The sequence below is a fragment of the Spirillospora sp. CA-108201 genome (genome assembly GCF_050936235.1).
GTDB lineage: Bacteria > Actinomycetota > Actinomycetes > Streptosporangiales > Streptosporangiaceae > Spirillospora.
This window is the reverse complement of record NZ_JBNJNE010000001.1, coordinates 9374740-9400696: the sequence shown is the minus strand read 5'-3', so window position 1 is coordinate 9400696 and position 25957 is coordinate 9374740. Positions and strand designations below refer to the sequence as shown.

At 74.8% G+C, this 25957-nt stretch carries 6 protein-coding genes; all 6 read right to left on the bottom strand.

Going from position 1 to position 25957, the window contains the following annotated elements:
- Positions 1-27 precede the first annotated feature (27 nt).
- Genes ACQEU6_RS44780 through ACQEU6_RS44755 form a run of 6 tightly spaced genes read right to left on the bottom strand, consistent with a single transcriptional unit; the run spans position 28 to position 25907 of the window.
- Complete coding sequence (locus tag ACQEU6_RS44780; protein ID WP_499339884.1) at positions 28-762, bottom strand: thioesterase II family protein; 735 nt, start codon at positions 760-762, stop codon at positions 28-30.
- Complete coding sequence (locus ACQEU6_RS44775) at positions 759-1418, bottom strand: GNAT family N-acetyltransferase (RefSeq protein WP_499339883.1); 660 nt, start codon at positions 1416-1418, stop codon at positions 759-761. The genes ACQEU6_RS44780 and ACQEU6_RS44775 overlap by 4 nt, the downstream gene beginning before the upstream one ends.
- The gene (locus ACQEU6_RS44770; protein ID WP_499339882.1) at positions 1411-1620 is read right to left on the bottom strand and encodes an MbtH family protein; all 210 of its coding nucleotides are present in this window, start codon (positions 1618-1620) and stop codon (positions 1411-1413) included. The genes ACQEU6_RS44775 and ACQEU6_RS44770 overlap by 8 nt, the downstream gene beginning before the upstream one ends.
- Before the next feature lie 22 nt (positions 1621-1642).
- Complete coding sequence (locus ACQEU6_RS44765) at positions 1643-5569, bottom strand: amino acid adenylation domain-containing protein (protein ID WP_499339881.1); 3927 nt, start codon at positions 5567-5569, stop codon at positions 1643-1645.
- Positions 5566-13275 (bottom strand): amino acid adenylation domain-containing protein, encoded by a 7710-nt coding sequence (locus tag ACQEU6_RS44760; protein ID WP_499339880.1) that lies wholly within the window; start codon positions 13273-13275, stop codon positions 5566-5568. The genes ACQEU6_RS44765 and ACQEU6_RS44760 overlap by 4 nt, the downstream gene beginning before the upstream one ends.
- Positions 13257-25907 carry an amino acid adenylation domain-containing protein gene (locus tag ACQEU6_RS44755; RefSeq protein WP_499339879.1) on the bottom strand — a complete coding sequence of 4217 codons (12651 nt, stop codon included), beginning with the start codon at positions 25905-25907 and terminating at the stop codon, positions 13257-13259. The genes ACQEU6_RS44760 and ACQEU6_RS44755 overlap by 19 nt, the downstream gene beginning before the upstream one ends.
- Positions 25908-25957 lie beyond the last annotated feature (50 nt).

Below are 25957 nucleotides of genomic sequence, written 5' to 3'. Positions count from 1 at the left end.
CTCCCGTGGGGGCGGCCCGTCCGCCCGTCACACGGCGGGGACCTCCAGCGTCCGCAGGATCTCGGCGAGCACGGCGGGCTGCTGGTCGGCCAGGTAGAAGTGCCCGCCGGGCAGCACCCGGAGCGCGAACCGCCCGCGGGTGGCGCGCGCCCAGCCGCGGGCCAGCTCCTCGTCCACGTGCGGGTCGGCGTCCCCGATGATCGCGGTGACCGGGACGGTCAGCGGCGGCTCGGGCCGGTGCGCGTACGCCTCGATCAGCGTGAAGTCGTTGCGGACGTACGGCAGGATGAGCTCGCGCAGCTCCGGCTCCGCCAGCAGCTCGGTGTCGGTCCCCCCGAGCCGCACCAGCTCGGCGACGAGGCCGTCGTCGTCCTTGTCGCGGATGCGCTCGTCGTCCCGGTCGTCGGGCGGGCGGGCCCCGGAGGCGAACACGTGCACCGGCGCGGTGCCCCGCTCCTCCAGCAGCCGCGCCACCTCGTAGGCGAGGACGGCGCCCATGCTGTGGCCGAACAGCGCGGCGGGGCGGTCCATCAGCGGCGCCATCGCCCCGGCGATGAGGCGCGCGAGCCGGCGCGCGTCGGAGACGAACGCGTCCGCCATCCGGTCGGCGCGCCCCGGGTACTGGACGGTCTGCACCTCGACGGCCGGGCCGGCCTCCTTGCCCCACGACCGGTAGAACACCGCCGACCCGCCCGCGTGCGGCAGGCAGAACAGCCGCATCGACGCCCAGGGGCGCGTCTCGGGGCAGCGGAACCAGGTCACGTGATCAACTCCTCCTCGTGCCGGCGGGACGCCGCGCGGGGGTCGCGCGGCAGCGGCCACGGCGCGACGCGCGGGTCCGGCACGAGCTTCGGCGCGGTGCTCTCCGCCGCCACCTTAAAGCCCCGCCGCCGGTAGTTGGCGATGGCGTTGGGATGGTCGAGGCTGCTGGTGCGCAGCCACACCCGCGTCGCGGGCCCGCCCGCGACGGCCCACAGCTCGCCGCGCTGCCAGGCGCGGCGCGTGCACTGCTCCACGAGGTAGCCGCCGTAGCCGCGCCCGACGAACGCGGGGGTGAGCCCGACCAGGTGGATCTCGGTGTCGCCGCCGGGCCGCGCCTCGATCTCGAAGAAGCCGGCGATGGTGCCCTCGGCCATGGCGATCCACGTGGACAGCTCGGGGCGTTCCACCCAGGCGCGCCACCGCTCCCACGTCCACGGGAAGCGGTCGGTCCAGCAGACGGGGGCGCCGACGGTCGCGTAGAGGGCGCGGCTGACGTCGGGGGACGGCACCCCCGCGAGGGTGAACGTCATCTCGACGCCCGGCAGCGGCGCGGGCCGCAGGTCGGCCGCGTCCAGCATCTCCATCTCCCACTCGGTGACCGAGGGGATCCGCAGACGCGCGGTCTCCGCGGGCGGCCCCGAGCCCGCCTCACTCACCCATGGCCTCGACGAGGCTCTTCGGCCGCATGTCCGTCCAGTTCTCGTTGACGAAGTCGAGGCACGCCTGGCGGGTGTCCTCGTCCTTGGCCACCGTCCAGCCGGCGGGGACCTCGGCGAAGGACGGCCACAGCGAGTGCTGGCCCTCGTCGTTGACGAGGACGAGGTAAGCGCCCTCCGGGTCCTCGAAGGGGTTGGTCATCGGTGCTCCCTTTCCCTGGCTTTCAGCGGCTGCTGCGCAGTTTGTCGAGTCTGGCGGCGAGCACGGCGCCCATCTCGGCGGCCGGGCCCGGCTCCATGAGCAGGTGGTGGTCGACGTCGAGGGGGTAGTCCTCGATCCCGCCGTCGACGAGCGGCCCCCAGTTGGCGGGGCCGGTGGGCGAGTCCTCGGTGCGGCCGCGGAGCGCGGTGAAGAAGACGACGTCCCCGCGGTAGCGACCGGGCCGGTACTCCTCCGCCTGGCGGAGCCCGTTCTCGTAGTTGCGGTAGACGTTGACGAGGTCGTCCTCGCCGAGGGTGGCGAGCGCGTCGTCGCGTTCGGCGAGCACCGCCATGATCTGGGCCATGTCGGGGGCGCCGTCCTCGGCCACCATGCGCGCGTCCACGCCGATCGCCTCCAGAAGCTCGGGGAGGATCTCGCGGCGCTCGGTCTCCAGGTCCTGGCCGTGGTAGGCGTCGATGAGGGCGAGCAGGGCGACCCGCTCCCCGGCGGCCTGGAGCCGCAGGGCCATCTCGTAGGCGACGAGCCCGCCGAGCGACCAGCCCGCGAGGTGGTAGGGGCCGGACGGCTGGACGGCCCGGACCTGCGCCAGGTAGTCGACCGCCATCTCCGCGACGGACTCCGGCAGCCGGGACCGGGTGAACGCGCGGGCCTGCAGCCCGTAGATCGGCTGGTCGGGGCCGAGGTGCCGCTGGAACTGCAGGTACCCCCAGGCCAGGCCGCCCGCGGGGTGGACGAAGAACAGCGGCGGCCGCGCCCCGGCCGTGCGGATGGGCAGCAGCACCTCGAAGCCCAGCCGGTCCTGGGGATCGCCGACCCTGGTCATCGCCTCGACGGTCTGGTGGGTGAACACGTCGCGGGGGGTGAGCTCGACGCCGGCCTGCCGGGCCCGGGTGGCGAGCTTCAGCGCGGCGATGCTGTCGCCGCCGAGGTCGAAGAAGCTGGCGTCGGCGCCGACGCGGTCGAGTCCGAGGACGTCCGCGACGATCCCGCAGAGGCGCTCCTCCTCGGGGGTGCGGGGGGCGCGTCCCGCGGCGGCCCCGCCGTAGTCGGGGGCGGGGAGGGCGCGCCGGTCGAGCTTGCCGTTGGGCCCGACGGGGAACGTGTCGAGCAGGACGAACGCGGCGGGCACCATGTACTCGGGCAGCCGCTCCCTGACGAAGTCGCGCAGGCCGTGCCCGGCGGCGGGCAGGTCCGGCGCGATGACGTAGGCGACGAGGGCCCTGGCGCCGGGGACGTCCTCGCGGGCGACGACGGCGACGTTGGCGACGGCGGGATGGGCGGCGACGGCGGCCTCGACCTCGCCGAGCTCGATCCGGAACCCGCGGACCTTGACCTGGAGGTCGGCGCGGTCGAGGTATTCGAGGGTGCCGTCCGGCCGCCACCGGACGAGATCGCCGGTGCGGTACATGCGGTCGCCTGGCGCGCCGAACGGGTCGGCGACGTAGCGCTCGGCGGTGAGGGAGGCCCGCCGCAGGTAGCCGCGGCCGAGCCCGGCGCCCGCGATGTAGGCCTCGCCGGCGGTGCCGGGCGGGACGGGGCGCAGCCCCGCGTCCAGCACGTACACGCGCATGTCGCCGATGGGGCGGCCCAGCACGGCGGACGTCTCGCCGGGGTCGCCGAGCGGCGCCCGCTGCCCGGCGATGGTGGTGTAGGTGGTGGCCTCCGTGGGCCCGTACACGTTGCCGACCTCGGTGTCCGGGCAGGCGGCGAGCACCTTGCGGATCGCGGCCGGGGAGCCCGCCTCCCCGCCGGTGAGGACCTCGCGGAGCCGCGCGAACGCCCGCGGCCGCTCGTCGGCGACGAGGTTGAACAGGGTGGTGGTGAGGAACAGGCCGGTCAGCTCCTCCGCGGCGATGATCTCTTCGAGGGCCGCGCCGTCCAGGTGGCCGGGCGGCGCGACGACGGCCGTCCCGCCGCGCAGCAGCGGCGTCCACAGCTCGTAGACCGACGCGTCGAACGCGTGGGGCGAGTGGACGAGGACGCGGTCGTGCGCCCCGTCCCCGAGCCGGCCGTCGGTGGCGAGGTCGACCGCGTCGCGGTGCCGCAGCATGACGCCCTTGGGCACGCCCGTGGAGCCGGAGGTGAACAGCACGCAGGCGAGCTGCTCCGGGTGGGGTTCGACGGCCGGGCCCGTCGCGGGCTGGGCGCCGAGCTCGGGGTCGTCGTCGACGACGAGGATCCGCGCGGCGGTGCCGAGTCCCGCGACGCGGTCGCGCATCGGCGTGTCGACGACGAGCACGGGCGCGGCGACCTCCGCGACCGCCCAGGCCATCCGCTCGGGCGGGTAGCCGTGGTGGATCGGGGCGTAGGCTCCGCCCGCCTTGAGGACCGCCAGCGAGACCACGGCGATGTCGGCGGATCTTTCGAGGAGCACCGCGACCGGGGTGTCGGGGCCGACTCCGAGGCCGGCGAGGCGGTGCGCCAGCCGGTTCGCGCGGGCGTCGAGCCCGGCGTAGGTCAGCGACTCCCCGGCGGCCCGGACGGCGACGGCGTCCGGGGTCCTCGCCCGCTGCTCGGCGAAGCGGGCCGTGAGGGTCCGCGGGCGGCGGCCGGTCGCCGGGCCCTGCCAGTCCGCGAGGACGCGGGCGCGCTCGTCGTCGTCCAGCACCTCGATGCGGCCGAGGGGCAGGTCGGGCCGGTAGGCGACGGCCTCCAGCACGCGGACGAGCCGGCGCATCAGGCGGGCCGCGTCGTCCGCGGTGAACAGGTCGGTGCGGTGGTCGATGCGCAGCGACAGGCCGCGGCCCGGGACGGCGGCGAAGGTGAGCGGGTAGTGGGAGGCGTCGTAGCCGTCGACGTCGTGGAGGGTGAGGCCGCCGAGGTCGGTGCCGGCGGCGTCCGGGTCGAACGGGTAGTTCTCCAGGACGGTCATGGTGTCGAACAGCGTCCCGGCGCCGGTGAGGCGCTGGATGTCGGACAGGCCGAGGTGGTGGTGCGGCATCAGCGCGGCCTGCTCGTCCTGGAGGCGCGTCAGCGCTCCGGCGACCGTGTCGGCGGGGCGGACGCGGACGCGGATCGGCAGCGTGTTGATGAACAGTCCGATCATCTGCTCGACGCCGGGCAGCTCCGGGGGGCGTCCCGAGACCGCGGCGCCGAACACCACGTCGGCCGAGCCGGTGAGGCGGCCGATCAGCGTGCCCCACGCCAGTTGCAGGACGGTGTTGAGGGTGACGCCCTGGGCGCGGGCCCGGGCGGCGAGCGCGGAGGTGAGGTCCTCGGTGAGGCGGGTGCGGACGCGTCCGGGGGCACCGGCGGCGTGTCCGACCGCGCCCGGGGCGTGTCCGACCGCGCCCGGGGCGACGAGGGTGGGCTCGTGGACGCCGTCGAGCGAGCTGCGCCAGGCGTCCTCGGCGGCGGCGCGGTCCTGCGCGGCGAGCCAGGCGAGGTAGTTCTTGTAGGGGGCGACGCGCGGCATCCCGGTGCCGTCGCCCTTGGCCAGGTACAGCGCGAACAGCTCGGTCTGCAGGACGGGCGTGGACCAGCCGTCCAGCAGGATGTGGTGGTTGGTGAACACCATGCGGTGCAGGCCGTCCGCCAGCTTGACGAGCAGGAAGCGCAGCAGCGGCGGCCTGGTCATGTCGAACGGCCGCGCGCGTTCGGCGTCGGCCAGCTCGCGTGCCTTCGCCTCGCGCTCCGGCCCGGGCAGGGCGGACAGGTCCTCGTCCCGCCACGGGAGCCGGACCGTGCGGTGGACGACCTGGACGGGCGAGCCCTCCTTGCGCTGCCGGAACCCGGCGCGCAGGTTGGCGTGGCGGCGCAGAAGGGCCGCGGCCGCGGCGCGGAGCGCGCCGGTGTCGAGGGGGCCGCGCAGGTCGAACACGATCTGCGCCGTGTAGACGTCGTGGCCCGAGTCGTAGAGGGCGTGGAAGAACAGGCCCTGCTGTAGCGGGGACAGCGGGAGGATGTCCTCAAGCTGCGACGTGCTCAATCCAGCTCCCATTCGCCGTCGAGCTCGGCGGCGAGCTCGTCGATCTCCTCCTGGCTGACGTCCACCAGGGACAGGTCGGACGGTGTGAACCCGCCGACGGGCCCGTCGGCGGCGCCGTCCACGACGTGCGCGACGAGGCCGCGCAGGGCCGCGTACCAGCGCTCGGCGAGGTCCTCGATCGCGGCGGCGTCGAACAGGCCGCCCGCCCACGTCCACGTCGCGGACAGCTCGGGTCCTCCGGGCAGGTCGCGGGTGTGGGCGTTGACCTCGACGGCGTGGACGAGGCCGAGCGCGGGGTCCTGCCCGGCGCCGAGCGCGTCGGCGTCGGCCTGGTCCGCCGGTCCCCAGTCGGTCGCCTCGGGCGCGGCGGACCGGCCGAGGTAGTTGAACGCGATCTGGGGGTGGCCGCCCGCGCGGACGACGGGTTCGCGGTAGCGGAGCAGCCCGTACCCGATGCCGTTGTCGGGGATCTCGCGCAGCTGCTCCTTGACCCGCTTGAGGGCGGTGCCGACGGCCTGCCCGCCCTCGCGGACGTCGGCGGGCGACAGCCGCCCGGGGTCGAGCCGCACCGGGTGGATCGTGGTGAACCATCCGGCGGTGCGGGACAGGTCGGCGCCGGGGACGATCTCCTCGCGGCCGTGCCCTTCGAGGTCGACCAGGACGGCGGTCTCGTCGCAGGCGCGGCGCTCGTGCCGCCATTCGGCGACGGCGAGGGCGAGGCCGGTGAGCAGCACGTCGTTGACCCGCCCGTGGAACGCGGCGGGCACGTCGGCGAGCAGCGGCCCGGTCACGTCGGCGGGCAGGTCGAGGGTGAGGTGCCCCGCGGTCCCGAACGTGTCCGTCTCCGGGTCCAGCGGGCGGGAGCCGAGCGGCGGGTCGGGGGTGGCGAGGACGTCGTCCCAGAGCGGCAGCTCCGCGGTCCGGGCGGGATCGGACGCCTCGGCGGCGAGGCGCTGCGCCCAGCGGCGGAACGAGGTCGGGACGGGGGCGAGGTCTCCCCCGGCCCAGGCCGTGACGAGGTCGGGCAGGAGGATCCGCCAGGAGACGCCGTCCACGGCCAGGTGGTGGAGGGTGAGCAGGAGGCGCCCGGACGCGGCGGGGCCCGCGTCGAACCAGACGAGCCGCGCCATGGTCCCGGCCGCCGGGTCGAGGGCCCGGCGGGCGGCCTCCGCCTCGGCGGCCAGCACGGCGCGCAGGTCCGCGGCGCCGAGGCCGGCGACGTCCACGCGGCGGACGAGGGGCGCGGCGTCGACGGTCCCGGGCTCGGCGACCTCGAACCCGGCGCCGTCCACGCGGAGGCGGAGCATGTCGTGGTGGTCCAGGACGGCCTGGAGCGCGGCGGTCAGCCGGTCGGCGCCGAGGTTCGGCGGGACCTGGAGCAGCATGCGCTGGCTGTAGCCGTCGACGGGGCCGCGCAGCTCCTGGAACCAGCGCATGATCGGCGTGGGCGGGACGCGGCCGATGCCCGCGCCCGGCGCCTCCGCCTCGGCCTGCTCGTCTTCGCCGGCCGGTCTGGCGGTGGCGGCGAGTTCTTCGACGGTCTGGTGCTGGAAGACCTCGCGGGGGGTGACGACGAGTCCGGACTGGCGGGCGCGGGAGACGAGCTGGATGGCGATGATGGAGTCGCCGCCCAGGTCGAAGAACCCGTCGTCGATCCCGACCCGTTCCAGGCCGAGGACTTCGGCGAACAGCCGCGCCAGCGTCTCCTCCTGCGGAGTGCGCGGCGCCCGTGAGGACACCCTCGCCGCGAGATCCGGAGCGGGCAGCGCCTTGCGGTCCAGCTTGCCGTTGGAGGTCAACGGCAGCGCGTCCAACTCCACCACCACCGCCGGAACCATGTGGTCGGGCAGGGTCTTCGCGACGAACCGGCGCAGCTCGGCCGTGTCGGCGCCGGACGCGACGACGTAGGCGACGAGACGGTCGTCGCGGACCACGACGGCGGCGTCGCGGACGTCTTCGTGCCTGGTCAGGGCGGCCTGGACCTCGCCCGGCTCGATCCGGAACCCGCGCAGCTGCACCTGCTGGTCACCGCGCCCGAGGTATTCGAGCCTGCCGCCTGCGAGCCAGCGGCCGAGGTCGCCCGTCCGGTACATGCGGGTGCCGGGCTCGCCGTGCGGGTCGGCGACGAACCGCTCGGCCGACAGGCCGGGCCGGTTCAGATACCCGCGCGCCAGACCCGCACCGGCGACGTACAACTCGCCGACGACGCCCGGCGGTACCGGCTGGAGGCGGCCGTCGAGGACGTAGACGCGCAGATCGGGAATGCCGGTGCCGATCAGGCTCCCCGTCGCCGTGGACGCGTGGACGCGGTCGAGGGCGAGGTACGAGACGTGCACGGTCGTCTCGGTGATCCCGTACATGTTGACGAGGAGCGGGGCACTCTCGTCGTGGCGGGAGTACCAGTCCTCCAGGCGGCCCAGGTCGAGCGCCTCACCACCGAAGACCACGTAGCGCAGCGCCAGATCCCTGCCCGGGTTCTGCCCGTCGGCGGCCATCAACTGGTAGAACGCCGACGGCGTCTGATTGAGGACGGTCACCCGCTCCCGCTCCAGAAGAACGAGGAAGTCCTCAGGCGAACGCGAGGTCAGATAGGGGACGACGACGAGCCTGCCCCCATAAAGCAGCGAACCCCACAGCTCCCAGACCGAGAAGTCGAAAGCGTAGGAGTGGAACAGCGTCCACACATCACCCGGACCGAAGTCGAACCACTCCTCACTCGAACGCAGCAAACGCACCACGTTCTGATGCGGAACCACCACCCCCTTCGGACGCCCCGTCGAACCCGACGTATAGATCACATACGCGGGGTGGTCGGGGTCGATGGCGACGCCGAGGTCAGTCGCGGGAAGGCCGGGATCGTCCAGCCCCTCCAGGTCTTCCGGGCGCAGGGTCAGGACCGGGCGGGCGTCCTCCACCATGAAGGCGATGCGCTCCTCCGGGTAGTCCGGATCGATCGGAACATACGCGGCACCCGCCTTCAGCACCCCAAGGATCGCCACCACCAAATCCGCCGAACGCGGCAAAGCCAAAGCCACGAACTGCTCAGGCCCCACACCCCGCTCCACCAACCCCCGAGCCAGACGATTCGCCCGAGCATTCACCTCCCCGAACGTCCACGACACACCCTCGAACGACACCGCCACAGCATCTGGACGAACCGCGGCCCGCGCCTCGAACAGCGCGGGAATCGTCGTACGCGGGACGTCGCCGCCCCTGCCGCCCGCCCAGCGGCGCAGCAGCGTGCGCCGTTCGCCCCGGTCGAGGATCTCGGCGGTGGTGATGGGCGCGTCGGGGTCGGCGACGAGTTCGCGGACGAGGCGTTCGAACCGGCCGGCGATCGCCTCGGCGGTGGCGGGGTCGAAGAGGTCCAGGGCGTATTCGAGCCCGGCCTCGATGCCGCCGGGCGCGCCGTCGCCGCCGTGCCGCTCCTCCAGGTAGAGGGACAGGTCGTACTTGGCGGCGCCCGCCGCCAGGGGCTCGGCGCCGCCGGTCAGGCCGTCCAGTTCGAGCCGCGCCCCGGGGTTGTTCTGGAACGACAGGACGACCTGGAACAGCGGATGCCGGGCCATCGACCGCGCCGGGCTCAGCACCTCGACGAGCCGCTCGAACGGCAGGTCCTGGTGCGCGTAGGCGGCGAGGTCGGTCTCCTTCACGCGCCCCACCAGCTCCCGGAACGACGGGTCGCCGGAGGTGTCGGTGCGCAGGACGAGCATGTTGACGAACATGCCGACCAGATCGTCCAGGGCCTCGTCGGTCCGGCCCGCGATGGGCGCGCCGATCGGCACGTCCGTCCCGGCGCCCAGCCGCGTGAGCAGCGCCGCGAACGCGGCCTGCACGACCATGAAGAGGCTCGCGCCGCTCTGCCGGGCGAGGGCCAGGAGTCCGGCGTGGATCTCGGCGTCCAGCTCGAACGCGTGCGTCCCGCCCCGGTAGGACGCCTGCGCCGGGCGCGGCCGGTCCGCCGGAAGCGCCAGCTCCTCCGGCGACCCCGCCAGCGCCTCCCGCCAGTACGCGATCTGCCGAGAGATCAAACTGCCGGGATCGTCCTCGGAACCGAACAGGTCCCGCTGCCAGAGCGTGTAGTCGGCGTACTGGACGGGCAGCGGCGCCCACCGCGGCTCGCGGCCCTCCGCGCGGGCGGCGTAGGCGAGGATCACGTCGCGGGCCAGCGGCGCCATCGACCAGCCGTCCGCCGCGATGTGGTGCAGGACGAGCATGAGGACGTGCGCGCCGTCGCCGAGCGTGAACAGCCGGGCCCGCAGCGGCGGTTCGACCGACAGGTCGAAGCCCTGCCCGGCCGCCGCGGCCAGCGCCGCCGGAAGCGCGCTCTCCTCCACCTCCGCGACGTCGAGGCGGGGGCGGGCGTCGGCCGGGTCGAGGACGAGCTGCCGCGCGGCCCCCGACCGGTCGGGGAAGATCGTGCGGAGCGGTTCGTGGCGCGCGACGACGTCGGCCAGCGCGGCGCGCAGCGCGGCGAGGTCGAGGGCGCCGTCCAAGCGCAGCGCGATCGGCATGTTGAACGTCGCGGGGGCGCCCTCGAACCGGTTGAGGAACCAGAGCCGCTGCTGCGCGTGCGACAGCGGGACGACGTCCGGGCGCCCGGCCCGCACCAGCGGCGGGCGGACGTCGCCCTCCGCCTCGGCGAGCCGTTCGGCGAGGCCCGCCGCGGTCGGCGCCTCGAACAGCGCGCGGACGGGCAGTTCGGCGCCGAGCGCGGACCGGATCCGGCTGACGAGGCGGGTCGCGGTGAGGGAGTCGCCGCCGAGGTCGAAGAAGCCGTCGTCCACGCCGACTTTCGGCACGCCGAGGATCTCGGCGAACAGCCCGCAGAGGATCTCCTCCCGCGGCGAGCGCGGCGCGCGTCCGGCCGGGGTCTCGGTGCCCGGGGCGGGCAGCGCGGCCCGGTCGAGCTTGCCGTTCACGGTGAGCGGCAGCGCGTCCAGGACGGTGAAGGACGGAACCATGTGGCCCGGCAGCCGCTCGGCGGCGTACCGCCGGACGGCCTCGGCGTCGGCGTCCGGCGCGACGAGGTAGGCGGCGAGGCGCCGCTCGCCCGGCCGGTCCTCGCGGACGACGACGGCGGCCCGCACGACGCCCGGGCATCCGGCGAGGACGTTCTCGATCTCGCCGGGCTCCACCCGGAAGCCGCGGATCTTGACCTGGTCGTCGGTGCGGCCGAGGATCTCGACCGTCCCGTCCGGCCGCCGCCGGCCGAGGTCGCCGGTGCGGTACATGCGCTCGCCGGGCGCGCCGAACGGGTCGGCGACGAACCGCTCGGCGGACGGGCCGGGACGGTCGTGGTAGCCGCGCGCCAGCTGCGCGCCCGCGAGGTAGAGCTCGCCGGGGACGCCGGCCGGGACGGGCTGGAGCGCGCGGTCGAGGACGTAGGCCCGGGTGTTGCGGTAGGGGGCGCCGACGGTGGGGCGCTCGCCGCGGGCGACCACCGCGTTCATGGTGTCGATGGTCGACTCGGTCGGCCCGTAGAAGTTGCGGGTGGTGAGGCCGGGCACCGCGCGCAGGTCCGCCCACAGGCTCTCGCCGACCGCCTCGCCGCCGAGGAGGAGCTGCGAGGGCAGGTGGCGGCCGTCGGCGTCCAGCAGTCCGGCCTCGCGCAGCGAGGTGAAGTGCGACGGGGTGGTGTTCACCAGGTCGATTCGCTCGCGCGACACGTACGCGGTGTAGGCCTCCACGTCGCGGCGGGTCTCGTCGTCGATCAGGTGCAGCTCGTGGCCGTACATCATCCACAGCAGGCCCATCCAGGACGTGTCGAACGAGAACGACGCCAGGTGGGCGAACCGCATGCGGCGGCCGCCGGCGGCCTCGATCGCCGGGTCGAAGAACGCGTCCCGGTGGGCCTCGAAGTAGTTGAGCACGCCCACGTGCGGGACGGTCACGCCCTTGGGGCGACCGGTGGATCCCGACGTGTAGATGACGTAGGCGGCGTTGCCGGCCCGGAGGCTCCGGACGCGGTCCCCGTCGGCGGGGTCGCGGGAGGGGCGTCCGGCGGCGTCCGGGAAGCCGCCGGCGGTGATGGTCAGGGCCGGGCGGCAGTCGTCCAGGGTGGAGGCGACGCGGTCGGCCGGGTACTCGGGGTCGACGGGCACGTACGCGGCGCCGGCCTTCAGGACGCCGAGGATCGCGACGACGATCTCGGGCGTGCGCGGCAGGACGAGCGCGACGCGGTCCTCGGGGCCGATGCCCCGCGCGATCAGCTCGTGGGCGAGCCGGTTGGCGCGCGCGTTCAGGTCGGCGTAGGTCAGCCGGGCGTCGCCGCACACGAGGGCGGTGTCGTCCGGGGTGCGCGCGGCCTGGGCTTCGAACAGGGCCGGGACGGTGCCGGACGGGACGCGGGCGGCGGTGTCGTTCCAGGCGGCCAGGGCCGCCCGCCCGGCGTCGCCCGCGAGGTCCACCGCGCCGATCGCCTGGTCCGCGTCCTCGGCGAACGCCTCCAGGAGGCGGCGGACGCGGCCGAGCAGCGCCTCGACGGCGGGCGCCTCGAAGACGTCGGGCCGGTAGTGCAGGCGGAGCGAGAGGCTCTCGCCGGGGACGGCGACGAACGACAGGGGGAAGTGGGTGGCGTCGTAGGAGTCGGCCGCGGCGATGCGGACGCCGTTGAGGGACCCGTCCGGCGAGGACGGGTCGAACGGGTAGTTCTCCAGCACCGTCATCGTGTCGAACAGCGCGCCGCCGTGGCCCGCCGCCCGCTGGATGTCGGTGAGGCCGAGGTGGTGGTGGGCGAGGAGTTCGGTCTGCTCCTCCTGGAGGCGTTCCATCAGCGCGCCGAGCGGCTCGTCCAGCCGGTAGCGGACGCGGACCGGCAGCGTGTTGATGAACAGGCCGATCATCTGCTCGATGCCGGGCAGCTCGGGGGGACGGCCCGACACGGTCGCGCCGAACACCACGTCGCCCGTGCCGAGGTACCGCCCGAGGACGAGGCCCCAGGCGCCCTGGAGGACGGTGCTCAGCGTGACGCCGCGGCGGCGGGCGGCGCGGGTGAGGCGGCGGGTGGTGCGCTCGTCCAGCGCAGTGATCGTGCGCTCGGGGGGTTCGGGGGCGCGGGCGGCGGCCTCGGGGGCGACGAGGCTGGGCTCCTCGACGCCGTCCAGCGCGCGGCGCCAGGCGTCCTCGGCGGCGGCGCGGTCCTGCGCGGCGAGCCAGGCGAGGTAGTTCTTGTAGGGGGTGACGCGCGGCATCCCCGCGTCGTGGCCGCCCTGCATGTACAGCAGGAACAGCTCGGTCGCCATGATCGGCGTGGACCAGCCGTCCAGCAGGATGTGGTGGTTGGTGAAGATCAGGCGGTGCCGCTCGGGGCCCGTGCGGACGAGGACGAACCGCAGCAGCGGCGGCGCCGCCATGTCGAATCCGCGCGCCCGCTCCCGGAGCACGACGGCGTCGGCCTCGGCGCCGGAGGCGGCGGTGACCTCCTCCCACGGCAGCTCGACGGTGCGCGGCACGACCTGCACCGGACGCGACAGGTCCTCGTGCCAGAAGGCGGCGCGCAGGTTGGGGTGGCGGCGCAGGAGCGTCGCGGCGGCGGTCCGCAGCGCGGCGGCGTCGAGGGGGCCCTCCAGGTCCAGGACGAACTGGGCCGTGTAGACGTCGCCGTCGCCCGCGTCGAAGAGGGCGTGGAAGAAGAAGCCCTGCTGCAGCGGCGACAGCGGCAGGATGTCCTCGAGGTCGCCCCGGTTCACTTCTTCTGCCTCCACGCGGTCTGCAGCTTGTCGATCTCGCCCTGGTCCAGCTCCACCAGCAGGTCGGACGGGGTGAACCCGCCGGCCGCGCCGCCGGCGACGTCCGCGACGAGGCCGCGCAGCGCCGCGAACCAGTCCTCGGCCAGCTCCCGGACGTCGGCGGGGTCCAGCAGGCCGCCGGGCCACGTCCAGGTCGCCGACAGCACCGGGCCCGCGGGCAGGTCCCGGGTGAGGGCGTCGACCTCCAGGACGTGCGCCATCGGCATGCGGGGGTCCTCCCCGGCGGGCAGCTCCTCCGGCGCGAGCGTCCAGTCGGCGCCGTCGCCGCCGTCCGCGACCCGGCCGAGGTAGTTGAAGGCGATCTGCGCGGGCGGGACCTCGGCCAGCTCCGCGTCGCCGTCCACGTGGCGCAGCAGCCCGTAGCCGAGGACGTCCGGGACGGCGCGCAGCTGCTCCTTCACCTTCTTGACGGCCGCGCCGCCCGCCGCGCCGCCCGCGTCCAGCCGGACGGGGTGGATCGAGGTGAACCAGCCGGCCGTGCGCGAGACGTCCACGCCGGGCACGGAGTCCTCGCGGCCGTGGCCTTCCAGGTCGACCAGCACGCCGGTACCGCGGCCGCCGCGGCGCCGGCGCCACTGGGCGACGGCGACGGCGAGGCCGGCGAGCAGCACGTCGTTGGCGCGCCCGTGGAACGCGGCGGGCACGTCGGCGAGCAGCGGCCCCGTGACGTTCGCTGGCAGGTCGAGGGTGAGCGAGCGGGCGCGGGCCGCGATGTCCACGCGCGGGTCGAGCGGGCGGTCCGCGAGCTTCTGCGGCGGGCCGTCGACGATGTCGAGCCAGTCCTCCAGGTCCTGCCCGCCCCGCTCGGCGGCGGTGAGCTTCTGCGCCCAGCGGCGGAACGACGTCCCGACCGGCTGGAGTTCTCCCCCGGACCAGGCGGTGACGAGGTCGGGCAGCAGGATGCGCCAGGTCACGCCGTCCACGACCAGGTGGTGCAGGACGACGAGGAGGCGCCCCTGCTCGCGGTCCGCGTCGAACCAGACGAGCTGCGCGACCGTCCCGGCGGCCGGGTCGAGGCGGTCGCGGGCGGCGGCGGCCTGCTCGGCGATGACGGCCTGGACCTTGTCGGCGTCCAGGCCCGCGACGTCGACGCGGGTGACGAGGGCGGCGGCGTCGGCCGAACCCCGCGGGCGGACGACCGGCTGCCACCGGTCGCCGTCCACGTCCAGGCGCAGGCGCAGGACGTCGTGGTGGTCGAGGAGGGTCCGCAGCGCGGCCGTCAGCCGCTCGGCGCCGAGGCCGGGCGGCGTGCGCAGCAGCATCGCCTGGTGGAAGCCGCCGATGAGCGACGCGTCGCCGTCCACCCGGTCGCGCAGCCACGCGACGACCGGTGTGAGGGGGACGGGCCCGACCCCGGCGCCCGGCGCCTCCGCCTCGATCTCCTCGTCTTCGCCGACCGGTCTGGCGGTGGCGGCGAGTTCTTCGACGGTCTGGTGCTGGAAGACCTCGCGGGGGGTGATGACGAGTCCGGACTGGCGGGCGCGGGAGACGAGCTGGATGGCGATGATGGAGTCGCCGCCCAGGTCGAAGAACCCGTCGTCGATCCCGACTCGTTCCAGGCCGAGGACTTCGGCGAACAGCCGCGCCAGGGTCTCCTCCCGCGGAGTGCGCGGCGTCCGGGAGGACACCCTCGCCGCGAGATCCGGAGCGGGCAGCGCCTTGCGGTCCAGCTTGCCGTTGGAGGTCAACGGCAGCGCGTCCAACTCCACCACCACCGCCGGAACCATGTGGTCGGGCAGGGTCTTCGCGACGAACCGGCGCAGCTCAGCAGTGTCGACTCCGTCGCCCACCACGTAGGCGACGAGACGGTCGTCGCGGACCACGACGGCCGCGTCGCGGACGTCTTCGTGCCTGGTCAGGGCGGCCTGGACCTCGCCCGGCTCGATCCGGAACCCGCGCAACTGCACCTGCTGGTCCCCGCGCCCAAGGTATTCGAGCCTGCCGCCGGCGAGCCAGCGGCCGAGGTCACCCGTCCGGTACATGCGGGTCCCGGGCTCGCCGTGCGGGTCGGCCACGAACCGCTCGGCCGACAGGCCGGGCCGATTCAGATACCCGCGCGCCAGACCCGCACCAGCGACGTACAGCTCACCGACCACGCCCGGCGCGACCGGCTGGAGGCGGGCGTCGAGGACGTAGACACGCAGGTCGGGAATGCCGGTGCCGATGACGCTGCCGGGCGCGGTCGCCGCGTAGACGCGGTCCAGCGCCACGTACGAGACGTGAACCGTGGTCTCGGTGATCCCGTACATGTTGACGAGGAGCGGGGCACCCTCGTCGTGCCGGGAGTACCAGTCCTCCAGGCGGCCCAGGTCGAGCGCCTCACCGCCGAAGACCACGTAGCGCAGCGCAAGATCCCTGCCTGGGTTCTGCCTGTCGGCGGCCATCAACTGGTAGAACGCCGACGGCGTCTGGTTGAGGACGGTCACCCGCTCCCGCTCCAGGAGAGCGAGGCAGTCGTCCGGCGAACGGGACGTCAGGTAGGGGACGACGACGAGCCTGCCGCCATAAAGCAGGGAACCCCACAGCTCCCAGACCGAGAAGTCGAAGGCATAGGAGTGGAACAGCGTCCACACATCACCCGGACCGAAGTCGAACCACTCCTCACACGAACGCAGCAACCGCACCACGTTCTGATGCGGAACAACCACACCCTTCGGACGCCCCGTCGAACCCGACGTGTAGATCACATACGCGGGATGCTCTGGGGAGATCGCGACGCCGAGGTCGGTGTCCTCGTACCCGGCCGCGTCCAGATCGGCGAGATCTTCCGGGCGCAGGGTCAGGACCGGGCGGGCGTCCTCCACCATGAAAGCGATGCGCTCTTCGGGGTAGTCCGGGTCGATCGGAACATACGCCGCACCCGCCTTCAGCACCCCCAGGATCGCCACCACCAGATCCGCCGAACGCGGCAAAGCCAAAGCCACGAACTGCTCAGGCCCCACACCCCCCTCGACCAACCGCCGAGCCAGACGATTCGCCCGAGCATTCACCTCCCCGAACGTCCACGACACACCCTCGAACGACACCGCCACAGCACCCGGACGAACCGCGGCCCGCGCCTCGAACAGCGCGGAAATCGTGGCCTGTCCGGCGGGCTGCGCGGAACCGCCCGCCCAGTCGCCGAGGACCAGCGAGCGCTCCTGCGGCGACAGGACGTCGGCGGCGCCGACGGGGGCGTCGGGGTCGGCGAGCAGCGACTCCAGGTACCGTTCGAACCGCTCGGCGAGGCCGCGCGCGGTGGCCGGGTCGTAGAGGTCGAGCGCGTACTCCAGTTCGCCGTCGAACCCGTCCTCCCGCTCGGTGAGGATCATCAGCAGGTCGAAGCGGGACACCCCGGCGGTGAGCGGTTCCAGCTCGGCGCTGAAGCCGGGCATCTCCAGCCGCGCCTCGGGGTTGTTCTGGAACGTCAGCCCTACCTGGAACAGCGGGTGGCGGGCCAGGTGGCGGGGCGGGTTGAGCACCTCGACGAGCCGCTCGAAGGGGACGTCCTGGTGCGCGTAGGCGGCGAGGTCGGTCTCCCGCACCCGCTCGACGAGCTCCCGGAACGACGGGTCGCCGGAGGTGTCGGTGCGGAAGACGAGCATGTTGACGAACATGCCGACCAGATCGTCCAGCGCCTCGTCGGTCCGGCCCGCGATCGGTGAGCCGATCGGCACGTCCGTCCCCGCGCCCAGCCGCGTGAGCAGCGCCGCGAACGCGGCCTGCACGACCATGAACGGGCTGGCGCCGGTCTCCTGCGCGATCTTCTGAATGCCCGCGCGGACCCCGGCGCCGAGCCGGAACCGCTCCGTCCCGCCCCGGTAGGACGCCTGGGCGGGACGCGGCCGGTCCGTCGGAAGCGGCAGCTCCTCCGGCGACCCCGCCAGCGCCTCCCGCCAGTACGCGATCTGCCGAGAGATCAAACTGCCGGGATCGTCCTCGGAACCGAACAGGTCCCGCTGCCAGAGCGTGTAGTCGGCGTACTGGACGGGCAGCGGCGCCCATTCCGGGGCCGTGCCGCCGGTGCGGGCCGCGTAGGCGGTGACGAAGTCGCGGGCCAGCGGCGCCATCGACCAGCCGTCGCCGCCGACGTGGTGCAGGAGCAGCAGCGCGACGTGCTCCTGGGGCCCGACCCGGAACAGGTGGGTGCGCAGCGGCGGCTCGGCGGAGATGTCGAAGGCGTACCCGGCGGCCATGGCGAGCCGCGCGGGCAGCTCCGCCTCGGTGGTGCCGGCGATCTCCAGTTCGGGGCGCGCCGCGGCCGCGTCCAGGATGAGCTGGCGCGGCACTCCCCCGCCGTCGGGCAGAACAGTGCGGAGCGACTCGTGCCGTTCGACGAGGTCGCCGACGGCGGCGCGGAGCGCGTCCACGTCCAGCGGGCCGCGGATGCGCAGCGCGGTCGGCATGTTGTAGGTGGCGGACGGTCCCTCGAACCGGCTGAGGAACCAGTGCCGCTGCTGGGCGTAGGACGGCGGGATCACGTCCGGGCGCTCGCGCGGCTCCAGCGCGGGGCGCACGGGCACGGCGCCGCGGCCGAGAAGGGCGGCGAGGCCCGCGACCGTCGGGGCCTCGAACAGCGCCCGGACGGGCAGTTCGACGTCGAGGGCGCGGCGGACCCGGCTGACGACCCGCATCGCGATGAGGGAGTTGCCGCCGAGCGCGAAGAAGTCGTCGTCGGCGCCGACCCGGTCCACGCCGAGCAGGTCGGCGAAGACGGCGGCGACGGCCTCCTGCGCCTCCCCCGCCGGGGCGCGGTACGCGGTCGCCGGGGCGGTCGCCGGCTCCGGTTTCGGCAGCGCCCTGGCGTCGACCTTGCCGTTCGGGGTGAGCGGCATCTCGTCCAGGACGACGACGGCGGCGGGCACCATCGACTCCGGCAGGCTCGCGCGGATGTGGGCGCGCAGCTCCTCGGGGTCGAGGGTCTGGCCCGGCGCGGCGACGACGTAGGCGACGAGGCGCTTCTCCCCCGGCCCCTCCGCGGCCCGCGGTTCCTCCGGGAGGTCCAGCGGGGCGCCGGGCAGGTCGAGGGCGCCGACGGTGACGGCGCCGCCGGAGGCGACGGCCGCCTCCAGGGTCCGCCGGTACCAGCCGGCGAGCCGCTCGGCGGTCCCGCGGTCGAACAGGTCGAGGGCGTATTCGAGGGTCCCCGCGTAGCCGCCCCCGCCGTCGCGGGCGTCCTCCAGGAGGAACTCCAGGTCGAACTTGGCGACCCCGGCGTCCACCGGCTCAACGGCGACGTTCAGGCCCGGCAGCTCGACCGACGCCTCGGGGTTGTTCTGCAGGGTCAGCATGACCTGGAACAGCGGGTGCCGCGCCAGCGACCGCGCCGGGTTCAGCACCTCGACGAGCCGCTCGAAGGGGACGTCCTGGTGGGCGTGGGCCGCGAGGTCGGTCTCGCGGACGCGGGCGAGCAGCGCGGCCAGCGACGGGTCGCCGGAGGTGTCGGTGCGCAGCACCAGCGTGTTGACGAAGACGCCGACGAGGTCGTCCAGGGCCTCGTCCGTGCGGCCCGCGACGGGCGAGCCGATCGGCACGTCCGTCCCGGCGCCGAGGCGCGTGAGCAGCGCGGCGAGCGCGGCCTGGAGCACCATGAACACGCTGACCTGGTGGTCGCGGGCGAGGACGCGCAGCCCGTCCGCCAGCTCCGCCGGGACCTCGAAGGCGACCTGGCCGCCCCGGTAGGACGCGCGGTCCGGGCGCGGGCGGTCGTGCGGCAGCCTGATCTGGTCGGGCAGCCCGGCGAGGGCGTCCTTCCAGTAGGCGATCTGGCGCGCGGCGAGGCTCTCCGGGTCGCGCTCGTCGCCGAGCAGGCCGCGCTGCCAGAGCGCGTAGTCGGCGTACTGGACGGGCAGCGGAGCCCAGCCGGGGGCGCCGCCGTCGCGGCGGGCCAGGTAGGCGGCGATGACGTCGCGGGCGAGCGGCGCCATCGACCAGCCGTCGCCGGCGATGTGGTGCAGGACGATGAGGAGCAGGTGCTCGTCCTCGCCGACCCGGTAGAGGTGGGCGCGCACGGGCGGCTCGGCGGACAGGTCGAAGCCGCGGGTGGCGTCCGCGAAGAGGGCGGCGCCGAGGTCGTCGGGCTCGCCGACCGTCAGGCGCGGGCCGGCCGCGTCCGGTGCGAGGACCACCTGGTGCGGTTCGCCGTCGGCGTCGGCGAACAGCGTCCGCAGCGGCTCGTGCCGGGCGACGACGTCGCGCAGCGCGTCCCGCATCGCCTCGGGGTCGACCGCGCCGGTCAGCCGCAGCGGGATCGGCATGTTGTAGGTGGCGCTGAGCCCTTCGAGCCGGTTCAGGAACCAGAGCCGCTCCTGCGCGTACGACACCGGCAGCGGGACGGGACGCTCCACCGCCCGCAGCGCGGGGCGCCCGGCGCCCTCCGCGGAGGCGACGTACTCGGCGAGGCCCGCGACGGTCGGGGCCTCGAACAGCGCCCGGACGGGCAGTTCCACGTCCAGCGCGGCGCGGGCGCGGGCGACGACGCGGGTCGCCTTGAGGGAGTCGCCGCCGAGGTCGAAGAACCCGTCGTCGACGCCGACCCGCTCCAGGCCGAGGACGCCGGCGAAGATCCCGCAGAGGATCTCCTCGCGGGCGTCGCGGGGACCGCGGGCGGTGAGGGACGCGGCGAAGTCCGGCTCGGGGAGCGCGGCGCGGTCCAGCTTGCCGTTCGGGGTGAGCGGCATCGCCTCCAGCACGACGATCGCGGAGGGGACCATGTGGTCGGGCAGCGTCCCGGCGACGAACGCGCGCAGCTCGGCCGGGCTCGCGGAGCCGACGACGTAGCCGGCGAGGACGGTGTCGCCGACCGCGTCCCGCCGCGCGAGCACGACGCTCTGCGTCACGGCCGGGTGGGCCGACAGCGCGGTCTCGATCTCGCCGGGCTCGATCCGGAAGCCGCGGACCTTCACCTGGTGGTCGAGGCGGCCGAGGTACTCGATGTGGCCGGCGCGGTTCCAGCGGACGAGGTCGCCCGTCCGGTACATCCGCTCCCCCGGCTCGCCGAAGGGGCAGGCGACGAACCTGTCGGCGGTCAGGCCGGGGCGGCGCAGGTAGCCGCGCGCGAGGCCGTCGCCCGCGAGGTACAGCTCGCCGGGCACTCCGACCGGGACGGGGCCGAGCCGGTCGTCCAGCACGTAGGCGCGGGTGTTGGCCATCGGACGGCCGATCGGCGCCAGGCCCTCGGTGTTGCCGTCGTCGTACCACCCGGTGACGAAGATCGTCGCCTCGGTGGGGCCGTAGATGTTGGAGACGCGGGCGTCCGGCAGCAGCGCCCGGACGTCCCGGACGAGCTGCGGCGGCAGCGCCTCCCCCGCCAGCACCACGTCGCCCGCCTCCAGCCGCAGGCCGCCGCGCGCCAGCAGCGCCGACACCGCGGACGGCACGCCGCTGACCAGCGTCCCGGACCAGCCGCCGCGCTCGGCGACCTCCAGCAGGTCGCGGACGACCTCGATCTCGCCGCCGACGGTGAGCGGCGTCAGCCACTCGAACACCGACACGTCGAAGTTCAGCGACGTGGAGAACAGCACCCGCGCCATCCGGTCGGGCCCGTAGCTCGCCGCCGACTCAGCGCAGAAGTCCACGACGCTGGCGTGGGAGACGACGACGCCCTTGGGGCGTCCCGTCGACCCCGACGTGTAGATGACGTAGGCGGGGTTCGCGGGACGCAGCGGCCGGACGCGTTCGGCGTCGGTGACGTCGTCGCCGCGCAGCCCCTCCAAGGGGAGCGCGTCGAGTTCGACGCGCGGGGTGGTGCCGGGCAGGTCGGCCCCGGACGTGGTGATGACGCAGGCCGGGGCCGCGTCGTCCAGCATGTAGGCGACCCGGTCGGCCGGATAGGCCAGGTCGATCGGCTGGTAGGCCGCACCCGCCTTCAACACCGCCAGCGCCGCCACGACCAGGTTCTCGTCACGCGGCAGAGCCAGCGCGACGAAGTCCTCCGCGCCGACGCCCCGCCCGATCAGGTGGCGGGCCAGGCGGTTGGCGCGGGCGTTCAGTTCGGCGTAGGCGAGCCGCGCCCGGCCCGCGACCACGGCGGAGGCGTCCGGCGTCCGGGCGGCCTGCGCCTCGACCAGTTCGGGGACGACGGCCGGGGCGACGGGCAGGTCCGTGGCGTTCCAGCCGCGCAGCAGCGTGTCGCGCTCGCCGTCGTCCAGCAGGTCGACGGCGCTGAGCGGCAGGGACGGGTCGGCGGCGACCTGCGCCAGCAGCCGCTCCAGCCGGACCGCCATCGACGCGGCCGTCTCGGGGTCGAACAGGTCGAGCGCGTACTCCAGCCGGCAGGCGATCCCGGCCGGGGCGCCGGAGCCGTCGCGCCTCTCGTCCACCAGGAGCGCGAGGTCGAAGCGGGACACGCCCGGGTCGACCGGCTCCAGCGCGACCGTCAGGCCGGGCAGCGCGACCCGGGCGGACGGATCGTTCTGGATCGAGATCATCGCCTGGAACAGCGGGTGCCGCGCCATCGACCGCCGCGGGTTCAGCACCTCGACCAGGCGCTCGAACGGGACGTCCTGGTGGGCGAACGCGGCGAGGTCGGCCTCGCGGACGCGGGCGAGCAGCTCGGCGAACGCCGGGTCCCCCGCGGTGTCGGTGCGCAGGACGAGCGTGTTGACGAACACGCCGACCAGGTCGTTCAGGGCCTCGTCGGAGCGGCCCGCCACCGGCGAGCCGATCGGCACGTCCGTCCCCGCGCCGAGCCGGGTGAACAGGCCGGCGAGCGCGGCCTGGAGCACCATGAACAGGCTGGCGCGGTGGTCGCGGCCGAGCGCGGACAGCGCCTCGTGCAGGGCGGGCGGGAGCGTGAAGGGATGCTGGGCGCCCCGGTAGGTGGCCTGCGGCGGGCGCGGCCGGTCGGCGGGGAGGGCCAGCTCCTCGGGCAGGCCCGCGAGGGCCTCGCGCCAGTGGGCCAGCTGCGCGGCGATGACGCTGTCCGGGTCGTCCTCGTCGCCGAGGACCTCCCGCTGCCAGAGGGCGTAGTCGGCGTACTGGACGGGCAGCGGCTCCCAGCGCGGCGCGTCCCCGGCGGCGCGGGCGGCGTAGGCGGTGATGAGGTCGGTCGCGAGCGGCTCCATCGACCAGCCGTCCCCGGCGATGTGGTGCATCACCAGCAGGAGCAGGTGGTCGTCCTCGGCGAGGCGGAACACGTGCGCGCGGACGGGCGGCTCGGCGGCCAGGTCGAACCCGCGCGTCGCGGCCTCCAGCACCGCCGCGCGCAGGCCCTCCGGCGCCTCCCCGAGAAGGGAGAGATCGGTGAACTCCGGCTCCGGCGCCGCCTCGGCCGGGGGGAGGATCCGCTGGTAAGGCTCGCCTTCGACCTGCACGAACACCGTGCGCAGCGCCTCGTGGCGCGCCGTCATGTCGCGCATCGCGGCGCGGACGGCGGCGACGTCCAGCTCGCCGGTCAGCCGCAGCGGGATCGGGATGTGGTAGGTCGCGTTCGGGCCTTCGAGGTCGTGGATGAACCACAGCCGCCGCTGCGCGTACGACACGGGCACGAGCTCCGGGCGCTCGCCGGGGACGAGCCTCGGCCGGGCGTCCCCGGCGGCCTCCCCGAGCACGGCGACGAGCGCGGCGACGGTCGGCGCCTCGAACAGCGCGCGGACGCCCAGGTCGGCGCCCAGCGCGGCGCGGGCCCGCGACACCACGCGGGTCGCCTTGAGCGAGTCGCCGCCGAGGTCGAAGAAGTTGTCGTCGATCCCCACCCGCTCCACGCCGAGGACCTCGGCGAACGCGGCGCACAGCGCCTCCTCGCGGGCGTCGCGCGGCTCGCGCCCGCCCGCGGGGCCGGCCAGGCCGGGCGCCGGGAGCGCGGCACGGTCGAGCTTGCCGTTCGGGTTCAGCGGCATCGCGTCCAGGGCGACGACCGCCGACGGGACCATGTACTCGGGCAGCACGGCGGCCACGGAACGCCTCAGGTCTGCGGCCTCCGCGCCGTCCGCCACGACGTAGGCGACGAGGACGGTGTCGCCCGCGCCGTCCCGCCGCGCGACGACCACGCTCTGCGCCACCGCCGGGTGGGCCGACAGCGCCGCCTCGATCTCGCCCGGCTCGATCCGGAAGCCGCGCACCTTCACCTGGTGGTCGAGGCGGCCGAGGTACTCGATCCGGCCCCGCTCGTCCCAGCGGACGAGGTCGCCCGTCCGGTACATCCGGCCGCCCGGCTCGCCGAAGGGGCACGCGACGAACCGGTCGGCGCTCAGCCCGGGGCGGCGCAGGTAGCCGCGCGCGAGCCCGTCGCCCGCGAGGTACAGCTCGCCTGGCACGCCCGCCGGGACGGGCCTCAGCGACGCGTCCAGCACGTAGGCGCGGGTGTTGGCGATCGGGCCGCCGATCGGGGCGCGGCCGGCGGCGTTGCCGTCGTCGTACCAGGCCGCCGCGTAGACGGTCGCCTCGGTCGGGCCGTAGATGTTGGAGATCCGCGCGCCCGGCAGGAGTGCGCGCAGGTCCTGGACGAGCCGCGCCGGGAGCGCCTCCCCCGCCAGCACCACGTCCCCCGCGTCCAGGGAGAGCGGCCCGGCGGCGAGCAGCGCCGACATCGCCGACGGGACGCCGCTGACCAGCGTCCCGGACCAGCCGCCGCGCTCGGCGACCTCCAGCAGGTCGCGGACGACCTCGACGCGTCCGCCCACCGTGAGCGGCGTCAGCCACTCGAACACCGACACGTCGAAGTTGAGGGACGTGGAGAACAGCACGCGGGCGAGCCGGTCCGGGCCGAAGTCCTTCTCCGCCCAGGCGCACAGGTCGACGGCGTTGGCGTGGGAGACGACGACGCCCTTGGGACGTCCCGTCGACCCCGACGTGTAGATGACATAGGCGGCGTTGCCCGGACGGAGGGGCCGGACGCGTTCGGCGTCTGAGGGGCTCACCGCCGGGTGCCCGGCCAGGTCGAGGGCGTCGAGTTCGACGCGCGGGGTGGTGCCGGGCAGGTCGGCCCCGGACGTGGTGATGACGCAGGCCGGGGCGGCGTCGTCCAGCATGTAGGCGACCCGGTCGGCCGGATAGGCCAGGTCGATCGGCTGGTAGGCCGCACCCGCCTTCAACACCGCCAGCGCCGCCACGACCAGGTTCTCGTCACGCGGCAGAGCCAGCGCGACGAAGTCCTCCGCGCCGACGCCCCGCCCGATCAGGTGGCGGGCCAGGCGGTTGGCGCGCTCGTCCAGCTCCCGGTAGGTGAGGGTCGTGCCGCCGTGGGCGACGGCGGGGGCGTCCGGCGTGCGGGCGGCCTGCGCCTCGAACAGGCCGGGGACGACGGCGGGCTCGACGGGCGCCGCCGTGTCGTTCCACTCCTCCAGGACGCGGGAGCGCTCCGCGCCGTCGAGCAGCTCGACCTCGCGGAGCGGCGTGGCCGGGTCGACGTCGGCGAGGGCGCCGAGGAACCGGATGTAGCGGTCCAGGTGCGCGCCGACCTGGTCCTCGGTGTACAGGTCCGGGTGGGCCTCGAAGTCGACGCGCATGCCCGCGCCGTCGAGGTTGTCGTAGATGTTGATCGACAGGTCGTCGATCGGCCCGGTGGTGATCGCGTGCATCCGCGCCGGCAGGCCCGCGAAGTCCAGCCGGTAGTCGAACGCCATGATGTTGATGACCGGCCCGTGGAGGCGGCGGCGCTCGCCGAGCAGCCGCAGGTCCCGCAGCAGGTCCTCGCGCCGGTACCGCTGGTGGCGCAGCGCCCGGGCGCTCGCCCGCGTCGCCGCGCGGACCAGCTCGTCCACCGTCATGTCCGGCCGGACGCGCACGCGCAGCGGCAGGACCGTCGCCAGCATCGCCGGGGTCTCCAGCGCGACCTGCGTCGCGCGGCCGGCGACGGCGAGGCCGAGGATCACGTCCTCGGTGCCCGTCATCCGCGCCACGTACGCGGCCGTCGCCGCGATCGCCAGGCCCTGCGTCGCGGTGCGCAGCCGGCGCGCCCCGGCCGCCAGCTCGGCGGTCCGGTCCGGCGGGACGACCGAGATGAGGCTCAGGTAGTCGGCGGTCGGCTCGGCCATCTCCTCCGACAGCGACACCGCGACGGGCCGGTCGGCGAACCGCTCGGTCCAGTAGGCGCGGTCCCGCTCGAACCGCTCCGACGTCCGGTAGGCCTCCTCCTCGGCGAGGACCCGGCGGTAGTCGCCGGCCTCCGCCGGGACGTACTCGCCGCCGCCCGCCAGCTCCGTGTAGATCTCGGCGGCGCGGCGGCTGACGATCGATCCGCTGTAGGCGTCCTGGATCGCGTGGTGCGACCGGATGAACCAGCGGTGCAGGCCGGGGGCCAGCCGCAGCAGGGCCGTGGAGTACAGGCGCTCGCCGTCCAGCGGCAGCGGCTCCGCCATCGCCGCCCGCATCCACGCCCGCGCGGCGGCGTCGGGGTCGGGCTCGCCGGACAGGTCCACGAGCGGGATCGCGGCGGTCGCGTCCGGGTCGAGGATCTGGTGCGGAAGGCCGTCCCGTTCGGCCAGCCGGGCGTTCATCGCCGGCGACTCGTGGGCCGCGATGCGCGCCACCCGGTCGAACAGCCCGTGGTCGACCGGGCCTTCGATCTCGATGTACTGCGCGATCTGGATCGGCGTCCGCGGAGCCAGCTGCTGCGCGTACCAGACGCTCTGCTGAGCGGCCGAAAGGGGAACGTACTCGGTGGACATCAAGCGGTGCTTTCCCGGTCGCAGGGGGTTTGCTTCACGCCCGGATTCTG

Bases quoted from the DNA above. Each gene is read 5' to 3' on its own strand.
- ACQEU6_RS44770 (WP_499339882.1), bottom strand. From the start codon at position 1,620: ATGACCAACCCCTTCGAGGACCCGGAGGGCGCTTACCTCGTCCTCGTC.
- ACQEU6_RS44755 (WP_499339879.1), bottom strand. From the start codon at position 25,907: ATGTCCACCGAGTACGTTCCCCTTTCGGCCGCTCAGCAGAGCGTCTGG.